The sequence below is a fragment of the Idiomarina piscisalsi genome, from assembly GCF_002211765.1.
GTDB classification, from domain to species: domain Bacteria; phylum Pseudomonadota; class Gammaproteobacteria; order Enterobacterales; family Alteromonadaceae; genus Idiomarina; species Idiomarina piscisalsi_A.
This window is the reverse complement of record NZ_CP022133.1, coordinates 1,194,133-1,220,323: the sequence shown is the minus strand read 5'-3', so window position 1 is coordinate 1,220,323 and position 26,191 is coordinate 1,194,133. Positions and strand designations below refer to the sequence as shown.

At 46.7% G+C, this 26,191-nt stretch carries 25 protein-coding genes; 8 read left to right on the top strand and 17 right to left on the bottom strand.

Annotated features, from left to right (window positions below):
* Positions 1 to 3 precede the first annotated feature (3 nt).
* The 3 genes from nrdB (at position 4) to CEW91_RS05890 (ending at position 1,783) form a co-directional block, all read left to right on the top strand.
* Positions 4 to 1,137, top strand: coding sequence for a class Ia ribonucleoside-diphosphate reductase subunit beta (nrdB, locus tag CEW91_RS05900; protein WP_088768106.1), 1,134 nt, complete (start codon positions 4 to 6; stop codon positions 1,135 to 1,137).
* Between the two features lie 3 nt (positions 1,138 to 1,140).
* Positions 1,141 to 1,401 carry a class I ribonucleotide reductase maintenance protein YfaE gene (yfaE, locus tag CEW91_RS05895; protein ID WP_088768105.1) on the top strand — a complete coding sequence of 87 codons (261 nt, stop codon included), beginning with the start codon at positions 1,141 to 1,143 and terminating at the stop codon, positions 1,399 to 1,401.
* A gap of 115 nt (positions 1,402 to 1,516) precedes the next feature.
* The gene (locus tag CEW91_RS05890) at positions 1,517 to 1,783 is read left to right on the top strand and encodes a GrxA family glutaredoxin (RefSeq protein WP_053953811.1); all 267 of its coding nucleotides are present in this window, start codon (positions 1,517 to 1,519) and stop codon (positions 1,781 to 1,783) included.
* Positions 1,784 to 1,818: 35 nt separating this feature from the next.
* On the opposite strand, the gene hrpA is transcribed toward CEW91_RS05890, so the two are convergent.
* Both hrpA and CEW91_RS05880 read right to left on the bottom strand, forming a co-directional pair.
* Positions 1,819 to 5,742 carry an ATP-dependent RNA helicase HrpA gene (hrpA, locus tag CEW91_RS05885; RefSeq protein ID WP_088768104.1) on the bottom strand — a complete coding sequence of 1,308 codons (3,924 nt, stop codon included), beginning with the start codon at positions 5,740 to 5,742 and terminating at the stop codon, positions 1,819 to 1,821.
* 11 nt (positions 5,743 to 5,753) lie between these two features.
* Positions 5,754 to 6,785: an isoaspartyl peptidase/L-asparaginase family protein gene (locus tag CEW91_RS05880; RefSeq protein WP_088768103.1), complete on the bottom strand. Its 1,032-nt coding sequence runs from the start codon at positions 6,783 to 6,785 to the stop codon at positions 5,754 to 5,756.
* Positions 6,786 to 6,874: 89 nt separating this feature from the next.
* Between CEW91_RS05880 and CEW91_RS05875 the strand changes: the two genes are divergently transcribed.
* The 3 genes from CEW91_RS05875 to CEW91_RS05865 all read left to right on the top strand — a co-directional run bounded on the left by CEW91_RS05875 (position 6,875) and on the right by CEW91_RS05865 (position 10,264).
* Positions 6,875 to 7,114: a hypothetical protein gene (locus CEW91_RS05875; protein ID WP_088768102.1), complete on the top strand. Its 240-nt coding sequence runs from the start codon at positions 6,875 to 6,877 to the stop codon at positions 7,112 to 7,114.
* A 98-nt stretch (positions 7,115 to 7,212) separates the two neighbouring features.
* Positions 7,213 to 8,652 (top strand): exodeoxyribonuclease I, encoded by a 1,440-nt coding sequence (gene sbcB / locus CEW91_RS05870; protein ID WP_088768101.1) that lies wholly within the window; start codon positions 7,213 to 7,215, stop codon positions 8,650 to 8,652.
* A complete protein-coding gene (locus CEW91_RS05865; protein ID WP_088768100.1) occupies positions 8,630 to 10,264 on the top strand; it encodes a GMC family oxidoreductase in 1,635 nt (544 codons plus the stop codon). Before sbcB ends, CEW91_RS05865 begins: the two co-directional genes overlap by 23 nt.
* Positions 10,265 to 10,294: 30 nt before the next feature.
* Here CEW91_RS05865 and CEW91_RS05860 read toward each other — a convergent pair whose 3' ends face one another.
* Both CEW91_RS05860 and CEW91_RS05855 read right to left on the bottom strand, forming a co-directional pair.
* The gene (locus CEW91_RS05860) at positions 10,295 to 12,628 is read right to left on the bottom strand and encodes an efflux RND transporter permease subunit (RefSeq protein ID WP_088768099.1); all 2,334 of its coding nucleotides are present in this window, start codon (positions 12,626 to 12,628) and stop codon (positions 10,295 to 10,297) included.
* A 2-nt stretch (positions 12,629 to 12,630) separates the two neighbouring features.
* A complete protein-coding gene (locus tag CEW91_RS05855) occupies positions 12,631 to 13,806 on the bottom strand; it encodes a WD40/YVTN/BNR-like repeat-containing protein (protein ID WP_088768098.1) in 1,176 nt (391 codons plus the stop codon).
* Positions 13,807 to 13,968: 162 nt separating this feature from the next.
* Here CEW91_RS05855 and CEW91_RS05850 point away from each other — a divergent pair, with 162 nt between their 5' ends.
* The gene (locus CEW91_RS05850; protein ID WP_088768097.1) at positions 13,969 to 15,318 is read left to right on the top strand and encodes a DUF1329 domain-containing protein; all 1,350 of its coding nucleotides are present in this window, start codon (positions 13,969 to 13,971) and stop codon (positions 15,316 to 15,318) included.
* Positions 15,319 to 15,434: 116 nt separating this feature from the next.
* Here CEW91_RS05850 and CEW91_RS05845 read toward each other — a convergent pair whose 3' ends face one another.
* Genes CEW91_RS05845 through CEW91_RS05835 form a run of 3 tightly spaced genes read right to left on the bottom strand, consistent with a single transcriptional unit; the run spans position 15,435 to position 17,853 of the window.
* Complete coding sequence (locus tag CEW91_RS05845; RefSeq protein ID WP_088768096.1) at positions 15,435 to 16,304, bottom strand: NAD(P)-dependent oxidoreductase; 870 nt, start codon at positions 16,302 to 16,304, stop codon at positions 15,435 to 15,437.
* Positions 16,301 to 17,080: a methyltransferase domain-containing protein gene (locus CEW91_RS05840; protein ID WP_088768095.1), complete on the bottom strand. Its 780-nt coding sequence runs from the start codon at positions 17,078 to 17,080 to the stop codon at positions 16,301 to 16,303. Before CEW91_RS05840 ends, CEW91_RS05845 begins: the two co-directional genes overlap by 4 nt.
* Before the next feature lie 11 nt (positions 17,081 to 17,091).
* Positions 17,092 to 17,853: a Nif3-like dinuclear metal center hexameric protein gene (locus tag CEW91_RS05835; RefSeq protein WP_088768094.1), complete on the bottom strand. Its 762-nt coding sequence runs from the start codon at positions 17,851 to 17,853 to the stop codon at positions 17,092 to 17,094.
* A gap of 139 nt (positions 17,854 to 17,992) precedes the next feature.
* Here CEW91_RS05835 and CEW91_RS05830 point away from each other — a divergent pair, with 139 nt between their 5' ends.
* Entirely contained in the window at positions 17,993 to 18,409 is a 417-nt protein-coding gene (locus CEW91_RS05830; RefSeq protein WP_088768093.1) for a hypothetical protein, read from the top strand.
* Between the two features lie 69 nt (positions 18,410 to 18,478).
* On the opposite strand, the gene CEW91_RS05825 is transcribed toward CEW91_RS05830, so the two are convergent.
* The 10 genes from CEW91_RS05825 to phrB form a co-directional block, all read right to left on the bottom strand.
* The gene (locus tag CEW91_RS05825) at positions 18,479 to 18,736 is read right to left on the bottom strand and encodes a DUF3912 family protein (RefSeq protein ID WP_088768092.1); all 258 of its coding nucleotides are present in this window, start codon (positions 18,734 to 18,736) and stop codon (positions 18,479 to 18,481) included.
* Positions 18,737 to 18,814: 78 nt separating this feature from the next.
* Positions 18,815 to 19,345, bottom strand: coding sequence for a DUF3833 domain-containing protein (locus tag CEW91_RS05820; RefSeq protein ID WP_088768091.1), 531 nt, complete (start codon positions 19,343 to 19,345; stop codon positions 18,815 to 18,817).
* A complete protein-coding gene (locus tag CEW91_RS05815; RefSeq protein WP_088768090.1) occupies positions 19,345 to 19,863 on the bottom strand; it encodes a chalcone isomerase family protein in 519 nt (172 codons plus the stop codon). Before CEW91_RS05815 ends, CEW91_RS05820 begins: the two co-directional genes overlap by 1 nt.
* Entirely contained in the window at positions 19,860 to 20,360 is a 501-nt protein-coding gene (locus CEW91_RS05810; protein ID WP_088768089.1) for a DUF2878 domain-containing protein, read from the bottom strand. Before CEW91_RS05810 ends, CEW91_RS05815 begins: the two co-directional genes overlap by 4 nt.
* A gap of 24 nt (positions 20,361 to 20,384) precedes the next feature.
* Positions 20,385 to 21,620 (bottom strand): SAM-dependent methyltransferase, encoded by a 1,236-nt coding sequence (locus tag CEW91_RS05805; protein WP_088768088.1) that lies wholly within the window; start codon positions 21,618 to 21,620, stop codon positions 20,385 to 20,387.
* A gap of 20 nt (positions 21,621 to 21,640) precedes the next feature.
* The gene (locus CEW91_RS05800; protein WP_157776070.1) at positions 21,641 to 22,342 is read right to left on the bottom strand and encodes a DUF1365 domain-containing protein; all 702 of its coding nucleotides are present in this window, start codon (positions 22,340 to 22,342) and stop codon (positions 21,641 to 21,643) included.
* A 13-nt stretch (positions 22,343 to 22,355) separates the two neighbouring features.
* Complete coding sequence (locus CEW91_RS05795; protein ID WP_088768087.1) at positions 22,356 to 23,630, bottom strand: NAD(P)/FAD-dependent oxidoreductase; 1,275 nt, start codon at positions 23,628 to 23,630, stop codon at positions 22,356 to 22,358.
* Positions 23,631 to 24,356 (bottom strand): SDR family NAD(P)-dependent oxidoreductase, encoded by a 726-nt coding sequence (locus CEW91_RS05790; protein WP_088768086.1) that lies wholly within the window; start codon positions 24,354 to 24,356, stop codon positions 23,631 to 23,633.
* Positions 24,353 to 24,787, bottom strand: a complete 435-nt coding sequence (locus CEW91_RS05785; protein WP_088768085.1) for a nuclear transport factor 2 family protein — start codon at positions 24,785 to 24,787, stop codon at positions 24,353 to 24,355. The genes CEW91_RS05790 and CEW91_RS05785 overlap by 4 nt, the downstream gene beginning before the upstream one ends.
* Complete coding sequence (gene phrB / locus CEW91_RS05780) at positions 24,780 to 26,186, bottom strand: deoxyribodipyrimidine photo-lyase (RefSeq protein ID WP_088768084.1); 1,407 nt, start codon at positions 26,184 to 26,186, stop codon at positions 24,780 to 24,782. Before phrB ends, CEW91_RS05785 begins: the two co-directional genes overlap by 8 nt.
* Positions 26,187 to 26,191: the final 5 nt, after the last annotated feature.

The following is a 26,191-nucleotide window of genomic DNA, read 5'->3' as shown; positions in this document are numbered from 1 at the left end:
GAAATGTCGTACTCAACGTTTAACCAGGAACAAACGAATCCGTTAACCGAGCCTATGTTTTTAGGTAATTCGGTTAATGTGGCTCGATACGATCAACAAAAGCACAGTATTTTTGAAAAGCTTATAGAAAAACAAATTAGCTTTTTCTGGCGCCCTGAAGAAATTGACGTAAGCCGCGATCGAGTCGACTTTAATAAACTCACTGACAGCGAAAAGCACGTGTTTATTTCAAACCTGAAATATCAAACACTGCTGGATTCTATTCAGGGCCGTTCACCAAATATTGCGTTGTTGCCGATTGTGTCCATTCCAGAGTTAGAAACCTGGATTGAGACCTGGTCATTCTTTGAGACCATTCACTCTCGCTCATACACGCACATTTTGCGTAACTTGTTTACTGACCCAAGCGAAGTGTTTGAAGACATCGTTATTAACGAGCAAATTAAAATTCGTGCGAACGATATTTCGCAATACTACGACGACCTTATTTTCTACACGCAGCTATGGCAAACCCACGGTGAAGGTGAAGTAACGGTCGACGGTGAAACATACAATGTGACTCAGCGCGAAATTAAAAAGAAACTGTTCTTGTGCATTAACTCGGTGAACGCACTGGAAGCCATTCGTTTCTATGTCAGTTTTGCTTGTACTTTCGCATTCGCTGAGCGGGAGCTCATGGAAGGTAACGCCAAAATCATTAAGCTGATTGCGCGTGACGAAAACGTTCACCTAACCTCAACGCAGCATATTCTGAACTTATGGCAGTACGGCGAAGACGACCCGGAAATGAAAGAAATTGCCGAAGAGCTGCGCGACGAAGCCTATGACATTTTCATGACCGCAGTGAAGCAGGAAAAACAGTGGGCTCACTACCTATTCAAAGACGGCTCAATGATTGGTCTGAACGAGAGCATGTTATGTCAGTACGTTGAGTACATCGCTAACTTACGTATGCAGGCCATTGGTTTTGACGCTCCGTTCGAAAATATGCGCTCTAACCCATTACCGTGGATGAACAAGTATTTGGTTTCTGACAACGTGCAGGTGGCTCCTCAGGAAGCGGAAATTACCTCTTACCTGGTTGGCCAAATTGACAGTGAAGTCAATGCTTCTGATCTTGGGGACTTTGATCTCTAAGCCATGACTAAAACCTTTAAAGTCAAAGTTAACGGCGGGCCTGAGCTTGCCGTTGACGCGACTGAAGGAACATTGCTGGAGACACTGGAAAAACACCAGCTGGAAATGCACTACCATTGTCGTAGTGGATTTTGTGGTGCATGCCGGACTAAACTAAAATCTGGTCAAGTACGTTATACCACTGAGCCGTTAGCTTACGTTCGAAAGGGCGATATTTTGCCCTGCTGTTGCGTGCCGGAATCCGACCTCGATATTGAACACTAGCACAGAGCGTATTGGCTATTCACAGAATCGATTACAGTCATCGGTAAGAGCCATTTGTTTTTATGCCTAAAAAATGGATAATTCCCGATAACACTGATTAAGGAAGAGGTATTTCATGTTTACAGTAATTTTTGGACGTCCTGGCTGCCCGTTCTGCGTACGCGCAAAAGAAGTTGCCGATCAATTAAAAGCAGACCGCGATGACTTCGATTATCGCTACGTTGATATTCACGCAGAAGGCATTTCTAAAGCGGACTTAGAAAAAACGGTTGGGAAGCCGGTACACACAGTACCTCAAATATTTGTCGACGAGTCACACGTTGGCGGCTTCACTGAGTTTGAAGCATACGCAAAAGAGAACTTAGGCCTATACACGGCTTAATATTTCGAGCATTAGCTTAAGAAAGGCGGCTTATTTCAGCCGCCTTTTTTGATCGTTTCTATTGCCTGCTTCACTCGCTTCTCAGACACTGGATATTTCGTTCCTAACGTCTGAGCAAAGAACGAAACTCTCAGCTCCTCTATCATCCAACGAATTTCAGCCACATCTTCAGGAATCAAAGCGCCGGTTTTATAACGTTTTAAGACCGCACTATAGGCTTCCTGTAAATTACTAAGTGCTATGGTCATTAAGCGGTCTTTATTCGGGTCCACCGGCAGTTTTTCCAAACGACGTTGCATGGCTTTTAAGTAGCGCACAATATCGTCGAGCCGTCGTTCACCAAACCTCGAGACAAAGCCCGGAAAAATTAAATTATCCAGCTGATCCTGAATATCGCCTCGCGACTGAATTTGATCGAGCGGAATTTTACCTTTCAGCGCTTTTCGAACATCCTGCGAATGTGTCAGACATTGCTCGACCCTAAGGGCTATCTGTTCAACTCGTTCATTTAATTCACCACGAACTTGCTCTTTCAGCCGCTCAAAACCTTGTTCGCTTCGCAACCTATTGCCCACTTCAAGTTGTTCATCAATCACCGCATCCACAGCCGCAGCAATACAGTCCTCAATCAGTGTTTCTACCTTACCCCAGGGGTTAAAATACATCGCCAGCTTCGCTTTATTCGATAGTGACTTTTGCAAATGCTTTACTGGCGACGGAATTTGCTTTAACAACAGTCGACGCAAGCCCTGTCGGTGCTGCTGTTCGGCTTCTTCTTTCGAGTCAAACAACTGCAACGCAACCTCACGGCTACCTTTAATCGCTAAGCCAGGATAGGCCTTAATTTCAAACCCCTGCTGCGCTTCCGTCACCACCTCCGGCAAATCGTCAAAGTCCCAGCTTTCAACATCATCGCGGCTGATGTCATCACCGGCAGCCTTTTCCAGACGTTGCTGAACTTTCCCGGACAGCTCGTCTTGTAAACGTTGTAAATCTCTGCCCTGCTTTATGAGCTTTTTGCCATCTAACACTTTAAAGTTCATACGTAAATGCAATGGTAAGCTGCTTTCGTCCCAGCTGTCATCCGGTACGGTTACACCGGTCATACGGCGAAGTTTGTGTGTCATGGCTTCTAACAGCGACGTTTCAAAGGGCTCAACGTCGGCCATTATGGCGCCAGCAAAGTTAGGGGCAGGCACAAAGTTTCTGCGCAACGCCTTAGGTAGTGACTTAATTAAATGAGCAATGCGCTCTTCGCGCAGTGCCGGTATATGCCAATCAAAGCCTTCTGGTTTTACCTGATTAAGCACCCCTAATTGAATATTGACGCTCACCCCATCATCAACCGCATTAGGCTCAAAGTGATAGGTTAATGGCAAACGCAAGTTACCCTGTCGCCAGAACTCCGGATAATCGTTCTCGGTAATGTGTTCGGTCTCACCGGCGATGAGATCATCTCGTTCAAAAAACAATAGCTTCGGCTCTTTTTTGGCGGCTTTATGCCACCAACCGGCTAACAGCTTTTCGTTATAAATGCCTTCCGGTATGTGCCGTTCATACGCTTCAAAAAGGACTTCCTCGTCCACCAGAATATCGCGGCGCCGCGACTTCGCCTCCAGGGCCTGAACATCTTGAATCAGTTTCAAGTTGTGTTGAATAAACGGCAACTTGCGTTGCAACTGACTGTTAACCAAGCCCTCGCGGATGAATATCTCACGCGCCTTAGTTGGTGCTACAGGGCCATACTGAACACGTCGTCTTGGCACTAACACTAAGCCCAGCATAGTGACCTGTTCGTCTGCCACCACACTGCCTTTTTTCTTCTCAAAGTGCGGCTCTAAATAGCTTTTCTTCACCAAATGAGATGCCGCTTCCTCCACCCATAAAGGATCGATATCCGCATTAATGCGCGCATACAGCTTCGAGGTTTCGACAAGTTCAGCGGTAACCACCCATTTAGGCGGTTTACCAAAAAGTCCTGAGCCTGGAAAAATATGAAACTTAGTTTGACGTGTCCCCTGATATTCATGCCGGTCTTCTTTCATCCCCACTTGCGACAACAGGCCAGAAATGAGCGCACGATGCACTTGTTCATAAGTCGCTGGCTCTTCATTAATCGAAAAACCCAGTTCCCGCACCGTCTGGCGACTTTGTGTGTAAATGTCCTGCCACTCGCGCAGCCGCATGAAGTGAATAAATTCGCGCGCCACTTGCTTGCGAAACTGATTACCGGAAAGCGCTTTTTGCTTGTCTTTTATGTAATTCCACAGGTTCAGATACGCCATGAAATCGGAATGTTTATCGTGGAATCGCTGATGCCACTCATCAGCTTTTTGTTTAAACTCATGCGGACGCTCACGCGGATCCTGTATACTCAACGCTGCTGTTATCACCAGCATTTCCCGCACACAGCCATACTGTTTGGCGGCTAACACCATTCGCGCCAACCGAGGGTCTAACGGTAAACGAGAAAGCTGCCGTCCTATTTCCGTGAGCCTTGGCTTCTCTCGCTTTTTACCCGGCTCTATGGCATTGAGCTCTTCCAGCAGATTCAAACCGTCTTTAACAAAGCGCTCATCCGGCTTTTGTACAAACGGAAAGTCTCTAATGTCCCCAAGACGCAACGCCGACATTTGAAGAATAACGGCAGCTAAGTTCGTCCGTAGTATCTCCGGGTCGGTATATTCCGGGCGCTGTAAAAAATCGTCTTCGCTGTACAAGCGAATACAAATGCCCAGGCCAATACGTCCACAACGGCCTTTACGCTGATTCGCGCTAGCTTGAGAGATTGGCTCAATCGGCAAGCGCTGAACCTTAGTTCGGTAGCTGTAACGACTGATACGTACTGTTCCCGGGTCGATAACATAGCGAATGCCCGGCACCGTCAATGACGTTTCCGCCACATTGGTAGCAATGACAATACGGCGCTGAGAATGTGACTGAAACACTCGGTTTTGCTCGTGAGAGGACAACCGGGCATAAAGAGGCAGTATTTCGGTGTTTCTCAGTTTTAAATCACCAATAGCGTCGGCATAATCACGAATTTCCCGCTCTCCACTGGCAAAAATGAGAATATCGCCGTCCCCTTCACTTTGCAGCTCTTCTACCGCATCGCAAACACCTTGCAAAATATCCGTTTCAGAGGTTTTATTCCCTTCTGACGGGTCTCGATAACGCACTTCCACCGGATAAGTCCGACCGCTGACCGTTAACACCGGTGCGTCGTGGAAGTGTTTAGAAAAACGTTCTGTTTCGATAGTTGCGGAGGTAATAACAACTTTTAAGTCCGGACGTTTGGGCAGCAAGGTGTGTAAAACACCGAGCAAAAAGTCGATATTTAACGAGCGTTCGTGCGCCTCATCGATAATAATGGCGTCGTATTGCAGTAATAACGGATCCTGCTGCAGCTCGGAAAGCAGCATACCATCGGTCATTAGCTTCACAGCAGTCGTCGGTGCCGTTTCATCCTGAAAGCGAATTTTGTAACCGACTTGCTGTTTAGCGTAATCCTGAAGCTCTTCACCAATGCGCGCAGCAACACTTCGAGCCGCTAAACGTCGCGGTTGTGTATGGCCGATGACACCTTTGCAGCCATAGCCAAGCTCCAGTAGCATCTTCGGTAGCTGAGTCGTCTTACCCGATCCGGTTTCACCAGCGACAACAACGACCTGGTTTTCCTCAATGGCATTTTTAATATCATCTCGCTGCTGCGCAACCGGTAAGTTTTCAGGATATTCAATATGAAAAGACTGCTCGCAGCGCTGTAAGTAGTTCAACTCGGCCTGCTCAATGTCTGCCTCAATGGCTCTGAGCACTTTTTGCTGCTTCTTTTCATCCTTTACTTTCACCAGCCCACGCAAACGACCGCGCAGTTGCGCGGCCTTTTGGTACGTACATTGCTCTAATTGAGACTGATATTTTTTAACGAAAGGGTTGGTATTCGTTTTGTTACGACTCATAAACTCCGAACTTATTCTTCCTCGTTATAAATAGCAATGTGCGTGTTACCGTCGCCTTTAAAGTAGCCACGATACATACCTTCGGTATTGAACGGCATGGCCACATTGCCTTCGGCATCAATAATAATCACGCCACCGGTACCTCCGGCTTGCTCCAGGACACCATGAATGACTTCGTCGCCGGCTTCACTGACCGAAAGGCCTTTGTACTTAACCCGCGAACAAATATCTGCCGCCACGTGAAAGCGAATAAAATACTCACCGTGCCCAGTAGCTGATACCGCACAACTGTCGTTATCCGCCCAAGTGCCAGCACCAATAATAGGGGAATCACCTATTCTACCATAACGCTTCGCCGTCATGCCGCCTGTTGACGTACCAGCGCTTAATAAACCGTTTTTATCGACCGCTACAGCGCCAACCGTGCCGTATTTATAATCTAAATCGAGATACTCCCAGGCTTGCTGCTCTGGCTGCTCACTTGCCTTAATTTTTTCTTTGGCTTTTAACAGCTGTTGATAGCGACGTTCCGTATTAAAATAGCTGTTATCGACCTGCTCTAAACCTTGCTGTCTGGCAAACTGTTCAGCGCCTTCACCACTGAGCATGACATGTACGGACTCTTCCATCACTTCACGTGCCAGTTCAATAGGGCTTTTCACGGTTTTTACACCAGCAACTGCGCCGGCGTTACCCTTTTCGCCTTCCATTAATGACGCATCCAGTTCGTGTTCACCGTCCCAGGTATAAACAGCGCCCTTGCCCGAGTTAAATAACGGAGACTCTTCCATCACTTGGATAGCCGCAATAACCGCAGTGGTGCTGTCACCACCGTCTTTCAATACAGCCCTACCCGCTTCCAACGCTTCGTTGAGTTTGTCTTTGTAGGCTTGCTCTTGTTCATCCGTTAAATTCGCACGCGTAATGGTTCCGGCACCACCGTGAATCGCCATTGCGTATTCAGCACCGTGGTCATCCGCCTGCAACGGCGCTGATCCAATCAGTGCGCCAGCCAGTACCGATAAGAGAAGTGTTTTTTTCATAACCAATATCCCCTGCTTTTTATTGTATTTCGTCTAGTCTTATTAGAGGGGATAAACACGCATTTAGCAATGCGATTGATGGAGGGATTATGCCAACTTATCGTGTTAACTATGAACACATCGGTTCAAAAGGCGACATTACCGTTGAAGTGCCAACCAAGGCCTCATCGGGCGACCAGCAGCAGTTAGAAGACGCCATTGCCCGTCGCGTAGGCGAACGAGTGTTACCACATGCGGAGCTTGCCTTTCGTCATGACGACAACAGAACACTGACAGAAAAATTGAAGAAAGCTTACGACTTGATTATTGAGGATTATGAGCGGGTTTAATGCGCTATTTTGATAACCTCGGCTTAATAAGTGACTGAATTTAGTATTGAGCTCATGCTATAGTTTTTCTTTTCTATAGAGCAGCGTAAGCTTAGGTTATGGCACAAAACGAACAAGAGACCTTTTACTGGCACGACTATGAAACTTGGGGAGCCAACCCATTAGTTGACCGTCCGGCGCAATTTGCTGGGCTTCGCACCGACACGGACTTTAATGTGGTTGGACGTCCGTTAACACTGTATGTGCAGCCTACGCCAGATTTTCTGCCTAACCCTGAGGCGACGTTAGTGACCGGCATAACACCACAGTTGGCACTAAAACAAGGGATCAGTGAGGCTGCGTTCAGCAAAGCCATTGCCGAAGAGTTTCAAAAGCCAAACACCACCATTATTGGTTACAACAATATTCGCTTTGACGACGAAGTAACCCGTTCCCTGTTCTATCGCAACTTCTATGACCCTTATGAATACAGCTGGCAAAATGGCAATTCCCGGTGGGATTTAATTGATGTCACCCGAGCCTGCTTCGCATTGCGGCCTGAAGGTATTAACTGGCCAGACAATGAGGACGGCCAGCCTAGCTTGAAACTCGAGCATTTAAGTGTCGCTAATAACATTGAACACGGCCAAGCGCACGATGCAATGTCCGACGTCTACGCGACCATTGGACTGGCTAAACTCATTAAAGAAAAGCAGCCAAAGTTATGGCAGTGGGCGTACAGTATTCGCCGTAAGCAAAAGCTGCTTAACCTTTTTAACTGGCAAGCACCTGAACCTCTAGCACACGTCAGCGGCTTTTACGGCACCGTAAACCGGTATTTGTCCGCCATATTGCCCCTGGGCTTTCACCCCAAACAAAACAGTAATGTTATTGCCTGGGACTTGCGCATTGATCCTAAGCTCTTTGCCGATAAGTCAGTCGATGAACTTGTTGAACTGACTTACACCAGCCGCGAAGAGCTGGAAGCTCAAGGGCAGCAAAAAAGTGGTCTACAAAACATTCATCTAGGCCGCAGTCCGTTTCTTGCGCCTATTAAAACAATCTCTGAGGACGCTTCTGCACGAGCTGACCTCAATATGGAAACCGTAGCTGCAAATGCGCAGTGGCTGCAGGAAAACAGTGCGTTCAGAGACAAGCTAATGCAAGTGTTCGAGCAAACCAAAGAGTTTGCCCCAAGAACCGATGTTGACCACAAAATTTACGACGGTTTTTTCTCGCCGCAAGACAAAAAGCACATGGAAATTATTCGATCATCAGAGCCGCAACAATTAGCTGGGCTGGATTTAGCCTTTGAAGACCCGCGTATGGAAAAGCTGCTGCTGAGATACCGTGCTCGTAACTATCCGTCGACATTAACGGACAAAGAGCTGAATCAGTGGCGTCAGTTTTGTCAGCAACGTCTCATTGACCCGCCGCAAGGGATGCTCTCTGCGGACGCTTTTGCGTTGCGCCTGGAAGAGTTGGCTAACCAGCATCAGGAAGACGCCCACAAGTTGCGCCTTTTAAAATCATTGTATGACTACGTCGCCTCACTCTAACACTCAAAAGTCATACGACTACATTATTGTCGGAGCCGGCTCTGCCGGCTGTACGCTCGCCAATAGGCTTACTGAAAGCGGTAAATACAGCGTTTTGCTATTAGAGGCCGGAGCATCGCACGGTGGGCTGTTTTCTGACATGCCATCCGGCTTCGCCCGCTTTATGCACAGCCGCAAATTTAATTGGCTGTATCGCGCCGAAAAAGAACCGCATTTAACCTCGGCTAAAGGCAGCTACACGCCACGCGGAAAAATGCTGGGTGGCAGCAGTGGTATCAATGCCATGATATACACTCGCGGTCTTGCATCCGACTATGATCACTGGGTCGCTTTAGGAAACCGTGGCTGGGGTTATAACGACTTACTGCCCTACTTCATTAAAAGTGAAAACAACAGTCGCGGAGCTAACGCTTATCATGGAGCTGAAGGTCCGTTACATGTTTCCGATGTCACGCCTTACTACTGCGTTTCAAGACAATTTCTAAGCGCCTGTCAGGAATACGGTTTACCCCGAAATACAGACTTTAACGGCGCGCAATTAGAAGGTCATGGCCCTTATCAGTTTACGATGAAAGATGGCAAGCGCTGCAGTACCTATCATGCTTACCTAAAGCCCGCGTTGCATAGAACGAATCTAACGGTGTTAACCGACTCCCTCACTGAGCGTGTTCTATTCTGCGGAAAAACTGCCACCGGCATCGCCTATCAAAGGTCTGGTGAGTCTTATATCGCAATGGCGAATAAAGAGGTTATTTTAAGCGCTGGCACTTTTAACTCACCGCAGATTCTAATGCGCTCTGGTGTTGGTCCGGCTAATGAAATAGAGAATGCAGGTATTAACCTCGTTCATGAGTTACCCGGTGTAGGTAAAAACTTACAAGAGCACGTCGACATCAGTCTGCATTACAAAAACAAAGCCAAAGACGGATTGACTCTGACGCCCTGGAATTTACTGAAGCTTTCGGTGCCTTTCTTAAAATACCTGTTTACCGGTAAAGGCCAATTGGCGCATTCGATTGCTGAAGTTGGCGCGTTTTATCGTTCATCAGAGGCGGTTAACGAGCCCGACATACAAGTCCACTTACTGCCCGTAATGTTCAATGACAGTGGTTATGACTGGCTACCCACGCTAGTCAACGGCTTCACCTGTCACGTCTGCCTGCTTCGGCCTAAGTCTCGTGGCCAGGTTCAGTTAAATCCAGATAGTCCAATGGGAAAGCCGACAATTACTTATGGCTTTCTAAAAGAAAAAGACGATCAACAAGCGCTGTTACATGGAATAAAAAAAGCCTTTGAGATAATGAAACAACCAGCGCTCGCAAAACACAATGGTGGACGTTTATTCCCAACCGAAGGGGCGACAAACGATTCGCTACTACTTGAAGAAATTAAGTCGAGGACAGGGCTTATTTACCACCCAGTCGGCACGTGTAAGATGGGTCCTGACAATGATTCAGAAGCCGTTGTCGATGCGTCGCTGAAAGCACATGGCATTAAGCGTTTACGGGTCGTCGATGCGTCAATTATGCCCACGGTTATTAGCGGTAACACCAACGCCCCCACTATCGCCATTGCAGAAAAAAGCGCCGACTTAATAAAAGCCGACGCTTAGGTTTTTCCACCATTTTTCCGTTAACCGAAGTTACTGCTCGTTTTTACTGCCTACTCGGAATAAACGCGCCAATGCCGGAATAAGAATGAGCGCACCCAACATATTCCAAAGGAACATGAAGGTCAGCAGTATGCCCATATCCGCCTGGAATTTAATGGGCGAGAATATCCAGGTTGCCACACCTATTGCCAGAGTAAGCCCCGTAAAACCAACGGCCTTACCCGTATTATCCAGCGAATATTTATAGGTGTCTTGCAGTGACATTCCCTGCTGTAAGCCTTCTTTCACTTTACTGTAAATATAAATGCCGTAGTCAACACCAATACCGACACCCAAGGCAATGACCGGTAAGGTTGCGACTTTAATGCCAATGCCCAGCACGGCCATTAAGCCTTGACTCATGACGGTGGTAAACGCCAACGGTAAAATGATACAGGCAACAGCTCTTAAGCTGCGGAAACTGATGAAACAAAGCACAATAACCACACCATACACCCACAACAGCATTTTGTTCTGAGCTTTGGAGATAACATCGTTCGTTGCCGCTTCAATACCCGAATTACCGGCAGCCATGAGTAAATCTAGCCCTTCCTGTTGGTAACGGTTATTGAAGCTTTCCACTGAGTCGACAACGGTTTGCAGAGTTTTTGCTTTGTGATCATCCAGATAAATGATGATAGGCGCCATTGAGCAATCGTTATTAATTAAACCATCCGGAATACGGCTTAATGATGCGTTAATAACATATTTGTTGCGGTTCAGACTGAACCACTTCAGGTTCCCCTCATTAATACCGAACATGCCCATCTTTGACACGTAGACGACGGATTTAACGTCTTGCACACCAGGGGTGTTTTCCATGTGCCAACTAAAGCGCTCCATTAGCTCCAGATTGTCATAAGCAATGCATTGCTCTGGCGCTGACGCTGCCATAACAACAAAGATATCAGTACTTGAGCTGTAGTTGTCGACAATAAAGGCGTTATCCTGATTGTAACGACTGTCAGGACGCAACTCTGGCGCCCCTTTATCAAGGTCGCCAATCTCCATGTTCTGGCTATTAATTAAGCCCCAGGCCAACATTGCTAATGCAACGGCTACTGCGGAATAAGCCCATTTAGGTTGAGTGAACTTAGCAAACAACTCAAATATGGGGTGACGTTCGCCTTCTATGCGCTTCTCATACTCTACGCCATTTTTAGAAGTGCCCAGGTACGACATTAAAATTGGCAGTAGACCCAAGTTAGTCAACACGACAACCGCAACACCAATACTTGCGGCAATCGCCAGCTCTTTAATGACTTCTATGTCAATAACCATGAGTGTGGTAAAGCCAATGGCGTCACTTGCCAGTGCCGTTAGACCCGCAACATAAAGCCCGCGGAACGCTAGCTTGGCAGATTCAAGCTTGTCAAAACCGGCAACGCGGTTATGACTAATCGCATTGATAACCTGAACACCGTGCGATACTCCTATCGCAAAGACCAGGAATGGTACCAGCATCGAATAGGGGTTAATACCACTGCCTATCAGCTTAATAATGCCCAGCTGCCAAAGTACCGCGATAATAGAGCAGCCAAGTACCGTAAAAGTACTTCGCCAGCAACGACTGTAGGCGTAAAGCATCGCTAACGTAATAGCAATAGCCAGCAAGAAGAACAAACCGACCTGCTCAGCGCCTTCAATGAGATCACCAATGAGTTTGGCGAAGCCGGTAATATGAATGGCAATGTCTTCACTTTGGTATTTTTCGCGAACCAAGGTTTCCAGCTTTTCTGAAAACTCCTGATAGTCGAGCTTCTTGCCCGTTTCCGGATTCACTTCGTCAAGTGGCACGTAAATAATGGTCGACTCAAAGTTATTCGCGACTAAGTTCCCTACCTCACCCGATCGCAGGACATTTGTGCGCAGCTGTTCTAACGACTCTTCACTGCCATCGTAACTGTCCGGAATAACCGGGCCACCCACAAAGCCTTCTTCGGTCACTTCCATCCAGCGGACATTAGGCGTCCATAAACTTCTTAAGCCTGAACGATTAACGCCCGGAATAAAAAAGACCTCATCCGTAATTTCCTGAAGTTTCTTTTGAAACTCGGCATCAAAAATATCACCGTTTTTATGTTCAACAGCAATACGGACAACGTTACCTAAGCTGGCAAGGTCATCCTGATACTCAAAATAGTTTTGAATAAACGGATGATGCGTTGGAATCATCTTGGTCAGGCTGGCATCGGGACGAACCTGCGCCGCGTTGTAACCAAGAAAAACGGTAATCAGTAAGAATATGACGAGCCAGGGTGCACGAAATCCGAAAAGTAACTTCTCGATAATTCCCGCCGGCTTTTTCGATATTGGATTATCCATCGTTACTGCGCTCCTTGTTGAGATGCCAACGCTTCGTCCTCAGTCACTTTAGCAGGCCAATGCAATAACCCGCTACGTCCTGTCATTAACCACTTTCCGTCGCTAACGACGACAATGTCTGTCATTACTGAGCCACTAGGGTGTCTGAGCGCCTCAACATTGAGATCAGTATCGACTTTTAAAATCGTCCCAGAATGCCCGACAATGAGCTGATCGCCCGACTCCGTTGCAACACCAGCAGACAGGTTAACGCCAGTGCCCGTTTCAATTTGCTCAAAAGACTGACCTTTGTCCGACGAAACATAAGCGTTCCCACGAAGACCATAAATCCATAAGTTATCCGCATTATCTAAATGTGCGCCAAATAGCGAGCCCCTGTAGGGCGACTCTAAACGCGTCCAGTTTTCGCCTTTATCGTCACTGCTAAATAACAGTCCTGCTTCGCCAACAATGAAAAAGTCATCGCCACGAGCAATAATGGCATTTAAATGATAACCACCGGGGTTGTCCAGCTTGTCGGAAATAACCTGCCAGTTTGCTCCACCATCAGTGGTTTTCAGGAAGGTTCCGTATGCGCCAATAGCAAACGCCGTTTGTCCATTGAGTGCCAGTATGTCTAAAAATGGTTTGCTGGGACCTTCTTCCTCTGCCACTTCAATATTACTGATTTGAAACTGCGCTTCTTCCAGCTGCCACTCAAGTTCGCCAATAACCTCTGGATCTTCCTCTTCTTTTATTTGAGCTTGAAGAGCTGAGACTTTCGTCTGATAAAAGGCTTTTTCCAACGCCATGAGTTGAAAACCGTCCAATTGACGCGTCCAGCTTTGACCGCCATCCTCAGTTGTTAAAATGACACCATGATGCCCAGTCGCCCAGCCCTTTTCAGCGTTCGCAAAATCAACACTGGTGATGAGTACACTACTATCAACGTCTGCCTGCACCCAATTGCCATTACTGTCCTGACGAATCACATTCCCGTGTGCGCCAACAGCAACCAGTTGTTGACCATTAGAAGCAATTTCAATAAGTACTTCACTTTGTATTTCATCAGACGACAGCGCTGGTGCACTGATAACTTCGTAGTCAGTGTTTGTTGTTGTATCGCCGTCCTGGGCATATACCGCGGTGCTAAAAAACGCCCCCAACAACAGCCCGGACAGGGCAAAAGACGAACGCATGGAACCTCCTGGGTACTCAAAATGTCATAGGATTGTATAAGCTCAAGATAATTTGAAAACCTTTTTTCGTTAATTTCATGCTTTTTTTCGTTAAAGTATTGCCTGAGAGGTCAGTCCTCTGGCAAAGTGATGTTGGAAAGTAGAACAACAAGGAAAATCATAATGAATAAACTGATGCTAAAAGCTGGCGTTTTCGCCATGTCGGTGATTTCCGCGAGCGTTGCGGCTAAAGTATCACCTGAAGAAGCCGCACGGCTTGGTCAAGACTTAACCCCTATTGGTGCTGAGAAAGCAGCAAATGCCGATGGTTCTATCCCCGCGTGGGACGGTGGTTACTCTGATCACTCCGTAGAAGTTGTTCGCGGTAATGACCCGTTTGCTGACGAGAAGCCATTATTTACAATTACTAACGACAACCTGGCTGAGTACAAAGACAACTTAACGCCGGGTCAAGTGGCAATGTTCGAGAAGTATCCGGACTATAAAATGCACGTTTACCCTACACACCGTACGGCGACTTACCCCGACGAGCTGTGGCCAAAAATCAAGTCAAATGCTGAAAACGCGGAAATGGTTGCCGGCGGTAACGGCTTGGAAAACTTCGATACGACTATTCCATTCCCTATTCCTCAGAACGGTTTAGAGGTTGTCTGGAACCATATTACTCGTTATCGCGGTGGTGCAGTCACACGTAACATTGCACAATTTCCAGTATTGGCGAATGGTGATTACGTAACCGTTGAACTAAAAGAAACACTGGCATTTCCTGAATACTTAGAAACAGGTCGCCAAGAAGCTGACGACAACATCCTGTTTTACTTCATGCAGGAAGTTGAAGCACCTTCTCGCTTAACCGGTACCGTTCTGTTGGTTCATGAAACCATTAACCAGGTTAAAGAAGGTCGTCGTGCGTGGATTTATAACGCAGGACAACGCCGCGTTCGTCGCGCACCTAACGTTGCGTATGACGGTCCGGGTACCGCGTCCGATGGTCTGCGTACCTCAGACAACCTTGATATGTACAACGGTGCTCCTGACAAGTACAACTGGGAGCTTAAGGGTAAAAAAGAGATTTATATCCCTTACAACAACTTTAAGATCATGAACCCTGAATTAAATTATGAAGATATCATTCAGGCTGGTCATATGAACCAGGATCTTATTCGTTACGAAAAACACCGTGTCTGGGTCGTTGAAGGCAGCCTGAAAGAAGGCGAACGCCACATCTACTCAAAACGTACTATGTACATTGACGAAGATAGCTGGACAGCGTCTATCATCGACCATTATGACGGTCGTGGCGAGCTATGGCGTGTTGGTGAAGCTCTGAATACTCAGTTCTATAACCAAGACGTACCATGGATGGCTGCCGAAGCACTGTACGACTTAAACTCTGGTCGTTACATTTCCCTTGGCTTGGGTAACGAAGAAGACCCATACATGGAGTGGGATATTGAAGTAAGCCGTGACGAGTTCACTACTAACGCTCTGCGCCGTAAAGGCTTCAGATAAGCCGTCACGGTAACAAACCACAAAAAAGGAGACTCACATGAGTCTCCTTTTTTATTATCCGGTGTTCTTTTTGGATATCTCACCTGATGCAATAGCATCACGCTACTTCAGTTATGTTATTTTTCCAGGCGGGCTAGAAGGCTTGAGGTATCCCAGCGGTTGCCGCCCATCTTCTGTACGTCAGCGTAAAACTGATCGACTAATGCAGTTAATGGCATGGAGAGACCTTGCCTGTCGGCTTCGTTCAACGCAATTTTTAGGTCTTTGCGCATCCAGTCTACCGCAAAGCCATGTTCATATTCGTTATTCCACATCGTTTTATAACGATTCTCCATTTGCCAGGAGCCCGCAGCGCCTTGACTTATTGCAGCAATAAGTTTGTCAGGATCTAATCCCACTTTGCGCGCTAACTGTAAACCTTCCGACAAACCTTGAACCACGCCGGCAATACAAATTTGGTTCACCATTTTAGCTAATTGCCCGGCACCAGCGTCGCCCATTAATTCACGTGTTTTGCTATAACACGCCAATACATCGCTGGCTGCATCAAAAGCCGCCTGTTCACCGCCAATCATTGCCGTTAACACGCCATTTTCAGCACCAGCTTGTCCACCAGATACCGGCGCGTCCATAAAGTGACCTCCTTGTTGGACGACAGCTTCATTAAGCTCTCGGGCCAACTCTGCCGACGCGGTGGTATGGTCAATAACAATAGCGCCATTTTTTAAGCCAGCTAAAATACCATCGTCTCCATAAAATACACTGCGCACATCGTCATCGTTGCCAACGCAAACCAAAACAACATCCGCACTTTTAACCGCTTGTGCCGGTGTTTCACCATAGCGCCCCTGGTACTCGTTTACCCAGGCTTTCGCTTTGCTCTCCGTACGGTTATACACACACGTATCAAAGCCCTGCTTTTGCAAATGGCCCGCCATTGGGTAGCCCATAACACCTAAACCAATAAATGCGCACTGTTTTGTCATTGTTCGTTCTCCGGTTTTCTTATCAACCAATGTTGGTAGCGCCCCAAGTCGCGATAAGGGGGTTGCTGGTTATATTTCAATTCAATGGCGAGCAGCTCGTCGAAACGCTGCTGATCATCAAGGTTTCTCAAATAGTCATGAAAGCAACGAACCCCGGTTTTTTGGGTCACTTCCAGCCCAAGCTTATGCACGATGTTTTCAACCTCTTCCGGCACCAACGGGTTCTGCGGACTTAACCGCACCGTTTTTTTCACCTTTAAGCCTCGCTCGATATAATCAAAGTTACCGTAAACCGCATTAGCAAACAGTTTGGCATTACGGTTGTAAAACATCAGTGAAAGTGTACCGCCCGGCTCTAGCAACGCATTCAATTGAGCCAATGCTGTTTCGGCATCTGGCACCCATTCCAAAACTGCGTGGCAAAGCACTATTGGAAATTGGCTTTCATTACTTGCTAACGTCGCTAAATCGGCAATTTGGTAGCGGCAGTTACCGGCTAACCCGAGCTCTTCATGACGCAGCCGAGCTGCTTCAACCATTTCTTCAGAAATGTCCGTATGCAACACATCGAAGCCTCTTTCTAAAAACCACTCGTTCGCCTGACCAAGGCCCGCGCCGACATCCAACACGTGACGCGGCTGACCGCTCAAAAAAGGCTGTAAATCTCTTTTGAGAACCGCCATTCTCAAGCGCCCTTTTGTGCTGTCATAAATGTTCTTAGAAAACTTTTTGCTAATACCACTAAAGTCGCCACGTTGACGTTTTTCGTTGTTCATTCATGCATCGCCTAGGCCGGACTGTCTATATCGATAAAGCGTACATCCAAACCAAACTTGCCAGCAAGATGTTCACCCAGTGCTTTCGCGCCATAACGCTCAGTGGCATGATGCCCTGCGGCATAAAAACCAATACCCTGCTCGCGAGCGCTATGAATTGTCGGCTCTGAGACCTCGCCAGTAATAAAAGCGTCGACGCCCAATGCGGCGGCCCTGTCGATAAAGCCTTGCCCACCGCCGGTACACCAAGCTAATCTCTGAATAGGGCGAGTCGGCTCTACCCAGCACGTGAGTGGGCGTTGTAATTTGCTCTCAAGTTCATTTGCGAATAGCTGCCCTGTCATTGATTCACTTACCGAACCAATCACTAAAGGACACGCCGGGTCACTCGAGTCGACCGGCCCATCCATTTGCCACCCCATCAGCTTTGCTAACTGAGCGTTATTACCTACCTCAGAATGAACATCGAGCGGTAAGTGATAGGCAAACAAGTTAATGTCGTGCTTCAGCAATTGCTTTATACGGTTTTTTTTCATGCCGGTTATAGGCTCAGGTTCCCCCTTCCAGAAATAACCATGATGCACGAGAATAGCATCGGCCTGCTCTTCCACGGCCTTATCTATGAGCGCCTGACACGCTGTCACTCCAGTAATGACTTTACCAATAGATTCGGTACCCTCCACCTGTAACCCGTTTGGGCAATAATCTTTTATTGCTCCACTGTTTAAATACGAATTTAAATACTGGTGAAGTTCAGAACGCTTAACTGTCATACTGCTTTCTCGCTTAAAAGGCCTGAAAAAACGTTATATTAACGTAAATTAGACAATAATCCGAAAAAACGGTATAAACAAAGTGTGAAGCTTTTTTAAGCAGAGTTTTAAAGTAACCCTTGAATAAAGGAAAATTTGCATGAGCAAACTGGATAAAGAAAAGGTACTGGCGGAATATACCGAAGCTTACGAAAAAGCTCATGGTAAAAAGCCAAAAATTGAAGCAAGCAACGGTTGGTACAGCGTTGATGGTGGCAAAAACGTCCGCTTGGCCCAGCTTGACGAAGAAGCCAAAGCGTTAGCGAAAGGTAAATCGGCTAAAGCTGAGAAAGCCGCGCCTAAAAAGGCAACGGCGAAAAAGACGGAAACTAAGTCTGAAAGCAAAAAAGCAGCCCCTAAGAAAAGCGCTACTAAGAAAGAGACTCCTAAAAAAGCGGCCGCGAAAAAGCCTGCTGTTAAAAAATCAAACTCTGGTGGCTTAACTGCGAAAGAACTGTGGAAACAGAAATTAGATGACAAAGGCACTGACTGCCGTCTACCCCGCGGTAGCGCATAAACACAGCGCTCTAACCCAATAAAAAAGCGACATTCAATGTCGCTTTTTTATTATTTAATACATTATCTATTACAGAACGTCTGGATTTTTGCCCGCCACACGGTCAATCGGCACCTTAATTTTTCGGTAACGATGCACCAAAAAGTCGCTGCGTTTGAAAATGACTTGCTCAGAGCCAAAATCTGCCTGTGACACTAAATAACGCTCGTTATCCATGACCTTAGCAATAATGCCAAGCTTGCCCTGATGAGGGCCTCGCTTGATAAATACTGTTTGCCCCTGAATACGCGGGTTATTGTAGGTAAATGACGGATAATTAATTGCCACAGCCGATTCCCAGATTACAGTTTAACACTAACGTGCATTATACGTTTGTTATCGGCTTATGACAGGGTTTCTTAACCTTTATTTTTTACCAATATAAAGCGTGATTTCACCAACCGGAATGCCCCACTTATACATGTTGGTACGGTTGATCATATTATCTTCATCAACCAAATACAGCCAGTCATCTAAAGTCAGTACCAGAGGCTCGCCGTCCATTTGTACTTCTAACTGATACTCCCAGTTAAGAACGTTACCTGCGGTTGTACCTTTTGCCACGCCCTCAACGTCATCGGCTCGCCCTTCATAACTGTTTTCACCGGTTTTGGTAATGTACCAAATACGACGCTGTTCACGGCCGTCGGCGTAGGTAAAATATTCGTCTAGCTTCCCTTCGTTACCGTCCCAGGTTCCAGTCATTTCAACAGTGAAGCGTTGTATCACTTCACCGCTGTAGTCCTGAACCATGCCATAAGCCACTAAGTCGCCTTTAAAAAACTCTTCGAGCTTTAATACAGGCTTGGCTGACTTGTAAGTGTCTATGCTAGTTGAGCAAGCGGCTAACAAGGCAGCAACACTGACCAGAACAAGTACTTTTATTAACTTAACCATTATTTTGCTCCCACAAGTTCGTTACGCTCTTCTTTGAAGCGACTTTCCGGAGACAACCATATCGCTAGAAACTGATCGGTAAACGCCTGGCTCTCAACTGTGCCTAACAGATCTTCGCCCTGATAAAACTCTGCATAGCCGTTATCACTTTCCACCAGAAGAAGGCAGTCGCCCTCTTTAATGTCCGGCCAGATAGCCTTTAATTTTGCTAACCATTCATCATGCTCTGAAGCGTCCAACTCCAATTTTTGCCATTCTTCTTCAGTGGTTTCGATGAGCTCATCGGCGTCAATATCGCGCAAATAATTCAGCTTGAGCGCCTGACGTTCACTTTTTTCATACGCACCCGATGGGCTATAAAGCGCTGCATCATAGACATCCCAAAACAAAACACTGAGCCGGGTTTCACCCACTTTAGAAAAGTCCCCGGGCACCGACGCCTCGCAACTGGCCGCCAACGCAGAAGCATTCACGGCACTTAATAGCAGCGTCAATGCAGCTGTCAGAAAACGTTTCATGGCAATATCTCCTTACGTTCATTAGGCTTAGACGTCATAAGATAGACAAAGTAGCCCATCATCAATGACCAGACAGCGGCATAGGTCACCACCGTTAACAGCGTTGACTCAATAGTGGCGGCACCAAACTGAACGCCGGTCATATAAGTCACCGGTCCTGAAACTGCTCCCGCGATCAACGCCAACCACGCCTTTTTTGCCAGCCAGTCAAGAGCAACTGGTGCCATGGCTGCAAAACCAAGCCACAATAGAGCGAGCCATAGTGGAAAGTAACCACCTTCGAAATCAATGACGCCCAAACTAATGCTGATAGCTTCCAATAAAAGGCCCACCGCAAACAAGCGAGCCATAACTGTCCAGTGAGTATTGCCAATACGCAAGCTATAGACGACTTGTATCAGCACTAACGCAACTGTCAGCCAAAGGTAATCACCACGTCCTACAACCGCGCTGAACCAAATACCATTGAACAGAACAAAACTAATAATCTTGTGCATAAATACCTTCCGCCCAGGTCTTAATTAAAGCTGACTCTTGTCCGCAACAACTTGCACGACCGACACGCGCTTTTCCAAGAAGCCACCTTCGCAATAACTGAAGTAATAGTTCCACAGTCTTGAGAAACGCTCGTCATAACCAAACTTGGCTAACTCATCTGCCTTTGCATTAAAGTTCTCCGCCCAGATATTCAGCGTTCTCGCGTAGCTTAGACCAAAGTCAAACGTATCTCTGACCACCATGTTGGTATGCTTTTTAAACAACTGAGTCATCTGGCTTAGCGACGGTAGAAAGCCACCCGGGAATATGTGCTTCTGAATAAAGTCGACAGAGCGGGCATAAGCTTTCTCACGCTGATCCGCTATGGTAATGGCCTGCAACGCCATTTTACCGTGCGGCTTTAATAATCGGTTGCAAGTTTTGAAGAAGGTTGGCAAATACTGCTTACCGACCGCCTCTATCATTTCAACTGACACTAACTTGTCGTACTGACCCTCTAAGTCCCGATAATCGCTTTTAAGCAAAGTCACTTGCTTTTCTAAGCCTTCTTTCTCAACCCGAGCTTTTGCATACTCGAACTGCTCTTCTGAAATAGTCGTGGTGGTTACTTTGCAACCGTAATTTTTAGCCGCAAAAACGGCCAATCCACCCCAGCCGGTACCAATTTCCAGTAAATGATCGTCTTTTTTTAGCTCCAAAACGTCGCACAGACGTTTCATTTTGTTTTGCTGCGCGGTATCTAAGGTGTCTTCTTCACTTAAAAATAACGCACTGGAGTACTGCATCGCGTCATCCAGAAAACGAGTGTACAGTTCGTTACCCAAGTCATAGTGAGCCGAAATGTTTTTCTTTGCTTGTGACTTATGGTTTCGGTTTGACCAATGTTGGTATTTATTAAACGGGTACGTAAGCCACGCCAGCCGCGTTTCAAGCTTGTCCAGTGCGGGCAGGTTACGGGCAAACACGCGAATAACGGACGTTAAGTCATCGGTTTCCCAACTCCTATCAATATAAAGCTCGGCCGCACCTATGCTTCCACCGGTCACTAAGCGGCGATAAAAGTCTGCGGACAGCACGTTAATTGTCGCGCTTAAGTCAGCGTTTTTCTCACCAAAACGCTCTATCGTGCGTCCGTTCTCGGCGATAACCAACTCGCCTTTTTTTAAATGGCGTAATAACGTAAACGCCACGTTGCGAAATTGATTATTCCAAAACCCGCGCTGAACTTGAGTTTCCAATGCCACTTCACTGCCAGGCATAATACTTTCCTTTACTAAGATTATTTTCCTGGATGACCGTAGAACGGTACCCGCTTTATAAATAGCTTTAACGCTTCCCAATAAATACCGCCGATTATTTTCAAAGCCATAACAGGCGTTTTCTTTAATACGCTATGGATACTTTCTTGGTTTAGCGAAGAACGTAATAAATTCATACCGGCCACAAAGTCCTTTTCTTCCTGATGCGCACTTATTTGCACAAACAGTTTTTCTGCCGGCGGCATGATGCGCCAGTGGTAGGTCATATCGATGGGGTTAAAAGGTGATACGTGAAACACCTTTTGGCTTGTGGGTTCCTTTTCGCCTAAATCGACTAAATAATAATGCCTCTGCAGCCAGGGGGTATTGCTGACTTCAGCCAGCATATAGGTATAAGAGCCCTGCTGCTCTAAAAAATAAAGGTTAATCGGGCTGAAAAACAGACCGAAGGTCCGAATGTTGCCGACAAACATAACCCGGCCATCTAGCTTTCTGCCCGCCAGCGCTGACATTTTAGACAGCGCTGCCTCATGTAAAGTGCCGGGCTCTTTTTTAAGGTAGTCTTTTCGCCGAAACCACAGCGGAGCAAAACCTTTACACGAAAACCAACGACTCAACTGATGAGCCTCTTTCAGCTCCGACAAATCAATTGCCCACTGAAAGAATTTATAATGGAACTCATGCTTTTTAGGTTTGTATCGGGCGTGGAATAGATCCCCCAATAAATGCCACTTTTCATTGATTGGGAACCTGCTCGCTATTCAAGCGGTTAACAACGTCGATGGCGCTGCGCACCCCGTCTTCGTGAAACCCGTTGTACCAATATGCGCCACAAAAATGCGTATTGCGCTTACCACAAATTCTGTCGCGCTGCCCGCGAGCTTTCATTGACGACACTGAATATTGTGGATGGTCAAATGTCATGGTTTTTATGATCTTCTCAGCGTCTATCATTGACGTGTTGTTGAGCGTTACACACAAGGTATCCTCGCATTGAATACCCTGAAGAATATTCATGTTGTAGGTCACAGAGCTGGGCTGCTGTTCAGCCCCCTCATCGGTTCTCAGTAAATAGTTCCAGCTAGCCCAGGCACGCTTTTTCTTCGGTAACAAAGCGGTATCGGTATGCAGCACCACTTCATTCGGTTGATAAGGAATACCACCGAGAATCACTTTTTCATCGTCAGTTGCGTCACCCAGTAATTGCAATGTCTGGTTGCTGTGACAGGCAAAAACAACCTCATCGAAAAACTGTTGTTTGCCGTCAGAAAACGTCAGTGTCACCTGATCGGACTGACGCGTGACCGCGGTAATTTCGCTGCCCAAGTGTATACGCTCTGCATAAGGCTCTGTGAGCATGGGAATATAGGCTTTTGAACCACCAACAAGCGTATGCCATTGCGGTCTGTCGCTCACGTTTAACAAACCGTGATTATTAAAAAAGCGCAGAAAAAATCCTAACGGGAACGCTTCTGCGTCGGCCAGTGTAGACGACCAAATGGCCGACACCATGGGTAGCAGGTAATAGTCCGACACTGCCCGTGGAATATCGTTTTTGCTTAAAAACTCGCCCAAAGTGACTTTATCAAGCGTCTCGCTGTCTTGCTCATACGCTTTTTTGGCCGCTTTATTAAAGGCCAATATACCCGACACCAGACGGTAAAACTTAGGGCTGAAAAGATTACTGCGTTGCGCAAACAGTGTGTTTAAATTGTGACCGTTGTATTCAAGCCCCGATTCGGGATCAGTCACACTGAAACTCATTTCAGTGTCTCGCCACGCCACTTTTAACTCCCGCAATAACCGCTTAAAGCGTGGATACGTTTTGTCATTAAAAACAATAAAACCGGTATCCACCGCGTACATCGTATTATTGACTTTTACGTCATTAGTGCAGGTGTGCCCGCCAATGCGGTCTCTCTTCTCAAACACACTGACTTCATGTTCTCGACTTAAATAATAGGCACAGGTTAGCCCTGCAATACCACTACCTATAACTGCAATTTTCATTTACTGCTTCCTTGCCATGTATTCGGAAAGCTTCACTTGCATGCCTTCCGGAAGAAGTCCCATAAACTTGAGCATACCACTGAAAAGCTTCGGAAATGCGATATCTCTTTTGTTTTTGTCAATGCCGTTAATAATGGCTTTCGATGCGGTTTCTACGGTAACGCGCATTGGCATTTCAAAGTCGTTTGCGTCGGTCATCGGTGTTTTAACAAAACCGGGGGAAACACTTTGCACTCGAATACCGCGTTTTTTCAGATCCACTTCCAGGCTGCGCGTAATGTAGTGCATGGCCGCTTTCGAGCCACCGTAAGCCTGTGCTTTGGTGAAGGGCAGCAACCGTGCCAAACTATCCACAATGACAAGCTTTGAGCCCTGCGCCATTTTCGGTAACGCCGCTTCCACGCAGTTCATGGTGCCAAATACGTTCACCCGGAATACGCGCTCAAACATATCTGCGTCGAAGCTATTAGTATCCAAATACTCACAGACACCGGCACACAAAATAACGCGGTTCAACGTCTCAACACTACTCAAAGCCTCAATTGTCGCGTTCTTATCGGTAATATCAAACGCCAATGTGTCGATGAACTCAGGGTATTCAGACTGTACTTCTTCAAGTGCTTCCTGATTGCGTCCACACACAATGACGTGTTCACTTCTTGCGGCGTAGTCCAATGCCAGTTGACGGCCGATACCTGACGACGCGCCGGTAATTAGAATGCTCATTCGCTGACCAACCTGCTTTTAATTTTATCAATAACGTAGCCAACCAACGGCACGTGTTCATAAAGCATTGCACCCAAGTCATAATAGTCGCGCTGCTCACGAATTTTGCCGTCTTCGAAGCTAATATAAGAAACGCCCGGCAGAATAATTTCCATACCATTGCCAATTTTGGGATGTGAGTAGCGCATCTGCCACGACAAATAGGCTCTTTCTTCGCTCACGCACTCATCATCAAATGTGAAATGACAGTACTCAACGTTCTCCATCGTGCCTTTAAAGTATTTCTTTAAGTCCTCTAGTCCAACAACCTGATGAATCGGGTCAGTGAAACTGACCTCGTCGTGATACATATCGTCCATGTCATCAAGGTTGTCGGTTTTTAATTCGTCGTAAAAAGACTTTAATGCGTCGACCAACTCTTTGTTATCCATGTTTCACCTGCTTAAAGGTTGTTAAAAAACGTTCGCGAGCCGCTTTGTGCTCGACGATCGGCGGATAATACTCATTATTACTCTTATTCTTGAGCCACTCATGTGGCCAATGGATGTGCTTATCCGGCACACTATCGAGCTCTTTAACCCATTTACGAATATAGGCCCCCTGCGGATCAAACTTTTCGCTCTGCCTAACCGGGTTAAACACACGAAAATAAGGCACCGCATCAGTACCTACAGAGGCGCTCCACTGCCAGCCTCCATTATTCGCCGGAAAGCTTCCGTCTATTAGATTTTGCATGAAATAAGCTTCGCCTTTGCGCCAGTCAATAAGTAAGTCTTTAACTAAAAAGTTAGCCGTTATCATGCGTAAGCGGTTATGCATCCAGCCAGTTTCATTCAGCTGGCGCATACCCGCATCAACAATCGGGTACCCGGTCTTTCCTTCGCACCATGCGATAAACCCTTTTTCGTCATCGCGCCATTGAATACTGTCCGTTTCTCGCTGGAAGCTTTCCCCTTTCGACAGTCTCGGCTCAAAGTCCATTAAATGCTGATAAAACTCTCGCCAGGCCAGTTCGGCAAGCCAGGTATCGGGACCTTCCGGTAAACCATAAGGAAACTCCGGCGAGAATTGCTGTAAGGTTCTGGCCGCCGTCACTGGAGAAATAGCTCCAATCGCAAGATAGGCAGAAAGCTCAGAGGTGTGGTTCTCATCAGGTCGGTCGCGACCAGTCTGGTAAACTTCTACCGAATGCCCTACAAACTGCCCCAGCTTACTTAAAGCCGCCTCTTCGCCTGCTGGATAATGTGATGAATCCTGAGCTTTCAGCGAAACGTTCGGTAAAGGTTCGGGGTTAATGTTCGGGAAGAGGTTCGGTTTAAGCGATGTAACGTCTATTTCTTGAGCTAAAACCGCTCGCCAGCGCTTATTAAAAGGCGTGAACTTTTTATAGTACTCACCCTGCTGAGTTTTCACCATGCCAGGCTTAATAAGCAGGTTTCCATGGTGCTTACTTACCTCAACACCGTCATTTTTTAAAACCGCGGTTACCGCCCTATCGCGATTTTTTTCATCCAGCGCGTATTCGGCATTAAAATACAGCTTATTGATATTATGCGTTTTACAAAATTCGCGAAGCGCACCACCTGTTTTTGAAAACTTACCAATATTTTTAATATGGAGTTTGATACCCAATGCCGCCAACTTTTCGTTGAGCACTTCGAGAGTACGCCACAAAAAGTCCTGCTTAATTGGCGCCCAATGGTGACACTGCCAGGTGTCCTCGCACACCAGAAAAATCGCTTCAGGAGCTACCTCTGACTGGGTCGCCAAATATAATGCTTCGTTATCTAACGTACGTAAGTCGCTTCGAAACCAAATTGCCTTTTTCATTGGTT

Bases quoted from the DNA above. Each gene is read 5' to 3' on its own strand.
- nrdB (WP_088768106.1), top strand. From the start codon at position 4: ATGTCGTACTCAACGTTTAACCAGGAACAAACGAATCCGTTAACCGAG.
- yfaE (WP_088768105.1), top strand. From the start codon at position 1,141: ATGACTAAAACCTTTAAAGTCAAAGTTAACGGCGGGCCTGAGCTTGCC.
- CEW91_RS05890 (WP_053953811.1), top strand. From the start codon at position 1,517: ATGTTTACAGTAATTTTTGGACGTCCTGGCTGCCCGTTCTGCGTACGC.
- hrpA (WP_088768104.1), bottom strand. From the start codon at position 5,742: ATGAGTCGTAACAAAACGAATACCAACCCTTTCGTTAAAAAATATCAG.
- CEW91_RS05880 (WP_088768103.1), bottom strand. From the start codon at position 6,785: ATGAAAAAAACACTTCTCTTATCGGTACTGGCTGGCGCACTGATTGGA.
- CEW91_RS05875 (WP_088768102.1), top strand. From the start codon at position 6,875: ATGCCAACTTATCGTGTTAACTATGAACACATCGGTTCAAAAGGCGAC.
- sbcB (WP_088768101.1), top strand. From the start codon at position 7,213: ATGGCACAAAACGAACAAGAGACCTTTTACTGGCACGACTATGAAACT.
- CEW91_RS05865 (WP_088768100.1), top strand. From the start codon at position 8,630: ATGACTACGTCGCCTCACTCTAACACTCAAAAGTCATACGACTACATT.
- CEW91_RS05860 (WP_088768099.1), bottom strand. From the start codon at position 12,628: ATGGATAATCCAATATCGAAAAAGCCGGCGGGAATTATCGAGAAGTTA.
- CEW91_RS05855 (WP_088768098.1), bottom strand. From the start codon at position 13,806: ATGCGTTCGTCTTTTGCCCTGTCCGGGCTGTTGTTGGGGGCGTTTTTT.
- CEW91_RS05850 (WP_088768097.1), top strand. From the start codon at position 13,969: ATGAATAAACTGATGCTAAAAGCTGGCGTTTTCGCCATGTCGGTGATT.
- CEW91_RS05845 (WP_088768096.1), bottom strand. From the start codon at position 16,304: ATGACAAAACAGTGCGCATTTATTGGTTTAGGTGTTATGGGCTACCCA.
- CEW91_RS05840 (WP_088768095.1), bottom strand. From the start codon at position 17,080: ATGAACAACGAAAAACGTCAACGTGGCGACTTTAGTGGTATTAGCAAA.
- CEW91_RS05835 (WP_088768094.1), bottom strand. From the start codon at position 17,853: ATGACAGTTAAGCGTTCTGAACTTCACCAGTATTTAAATTCGTATTTA.
- CEW91_RS05830 (WP_088768093.1), top strand. From the start codon at position 17,993: ATGAGCAAACTGGATAAAGAAAAGGTACTGGCGGAATATACCGAAGCT.
- CEW91_RS05820 (WP_088768091.1), bottom strand. From the start codon at position 19,345: ATGGTTAAGTTAATAAAAGTACTTGTTCTGGTCAGTGTTGCTGCCTTG.
- CEW91_RS05815 (WP_088768090.1), bottom strand. From the start codon at position 19,863: ATGAAACGTTTTCTGACAGCTGCATTGACGCTGCTATTAAGTGCCGTG.
- CEW91_RS05810 (WP_088768089.1), bottom strand. From the start codon at position 20,360: ATGCACAAGATTATTAGTTTTGTTCTGTTCAATGGTATTTGGTTCAGC.
- CEW91_RS05805 (WP_088768088.1), bottom strand. From the start codon at position 21,620: ATGCCTGGCAGTGAAGTGGCATTGGAAACTCAAGTTCAGCGCGGGTTT.
- CEW91_RS05795 (WP_088768087.1), bottom strand. From the start codon at position 23,630: ATGAAAATTGCAGTTATAGGTAGTGGTATTGCAGGGCTAACCTGTGCC.
- CEW91_RS05790 (WP_088768086.1), bottom strand. From the start codon at position 24,356: ATGAGCATTCTAATTACCGGCGCGTCGTCAGGTATCGGCCGTCAACTG.
- CEW91_RS05785 (WP_088768085.1), bottom strand. From the start codon at position 24,787: ATGGATAACAAAGAGTTGGTCGACGCATTAAAGTCTTTTTACGACGAA.
- phrB (WP_088768084.1), bottom strand. From the start codon at position 26,186: ATGAAAAAGGCAATTTGGTTTCGAAGCGACTTACGTACGTTAGATAAC.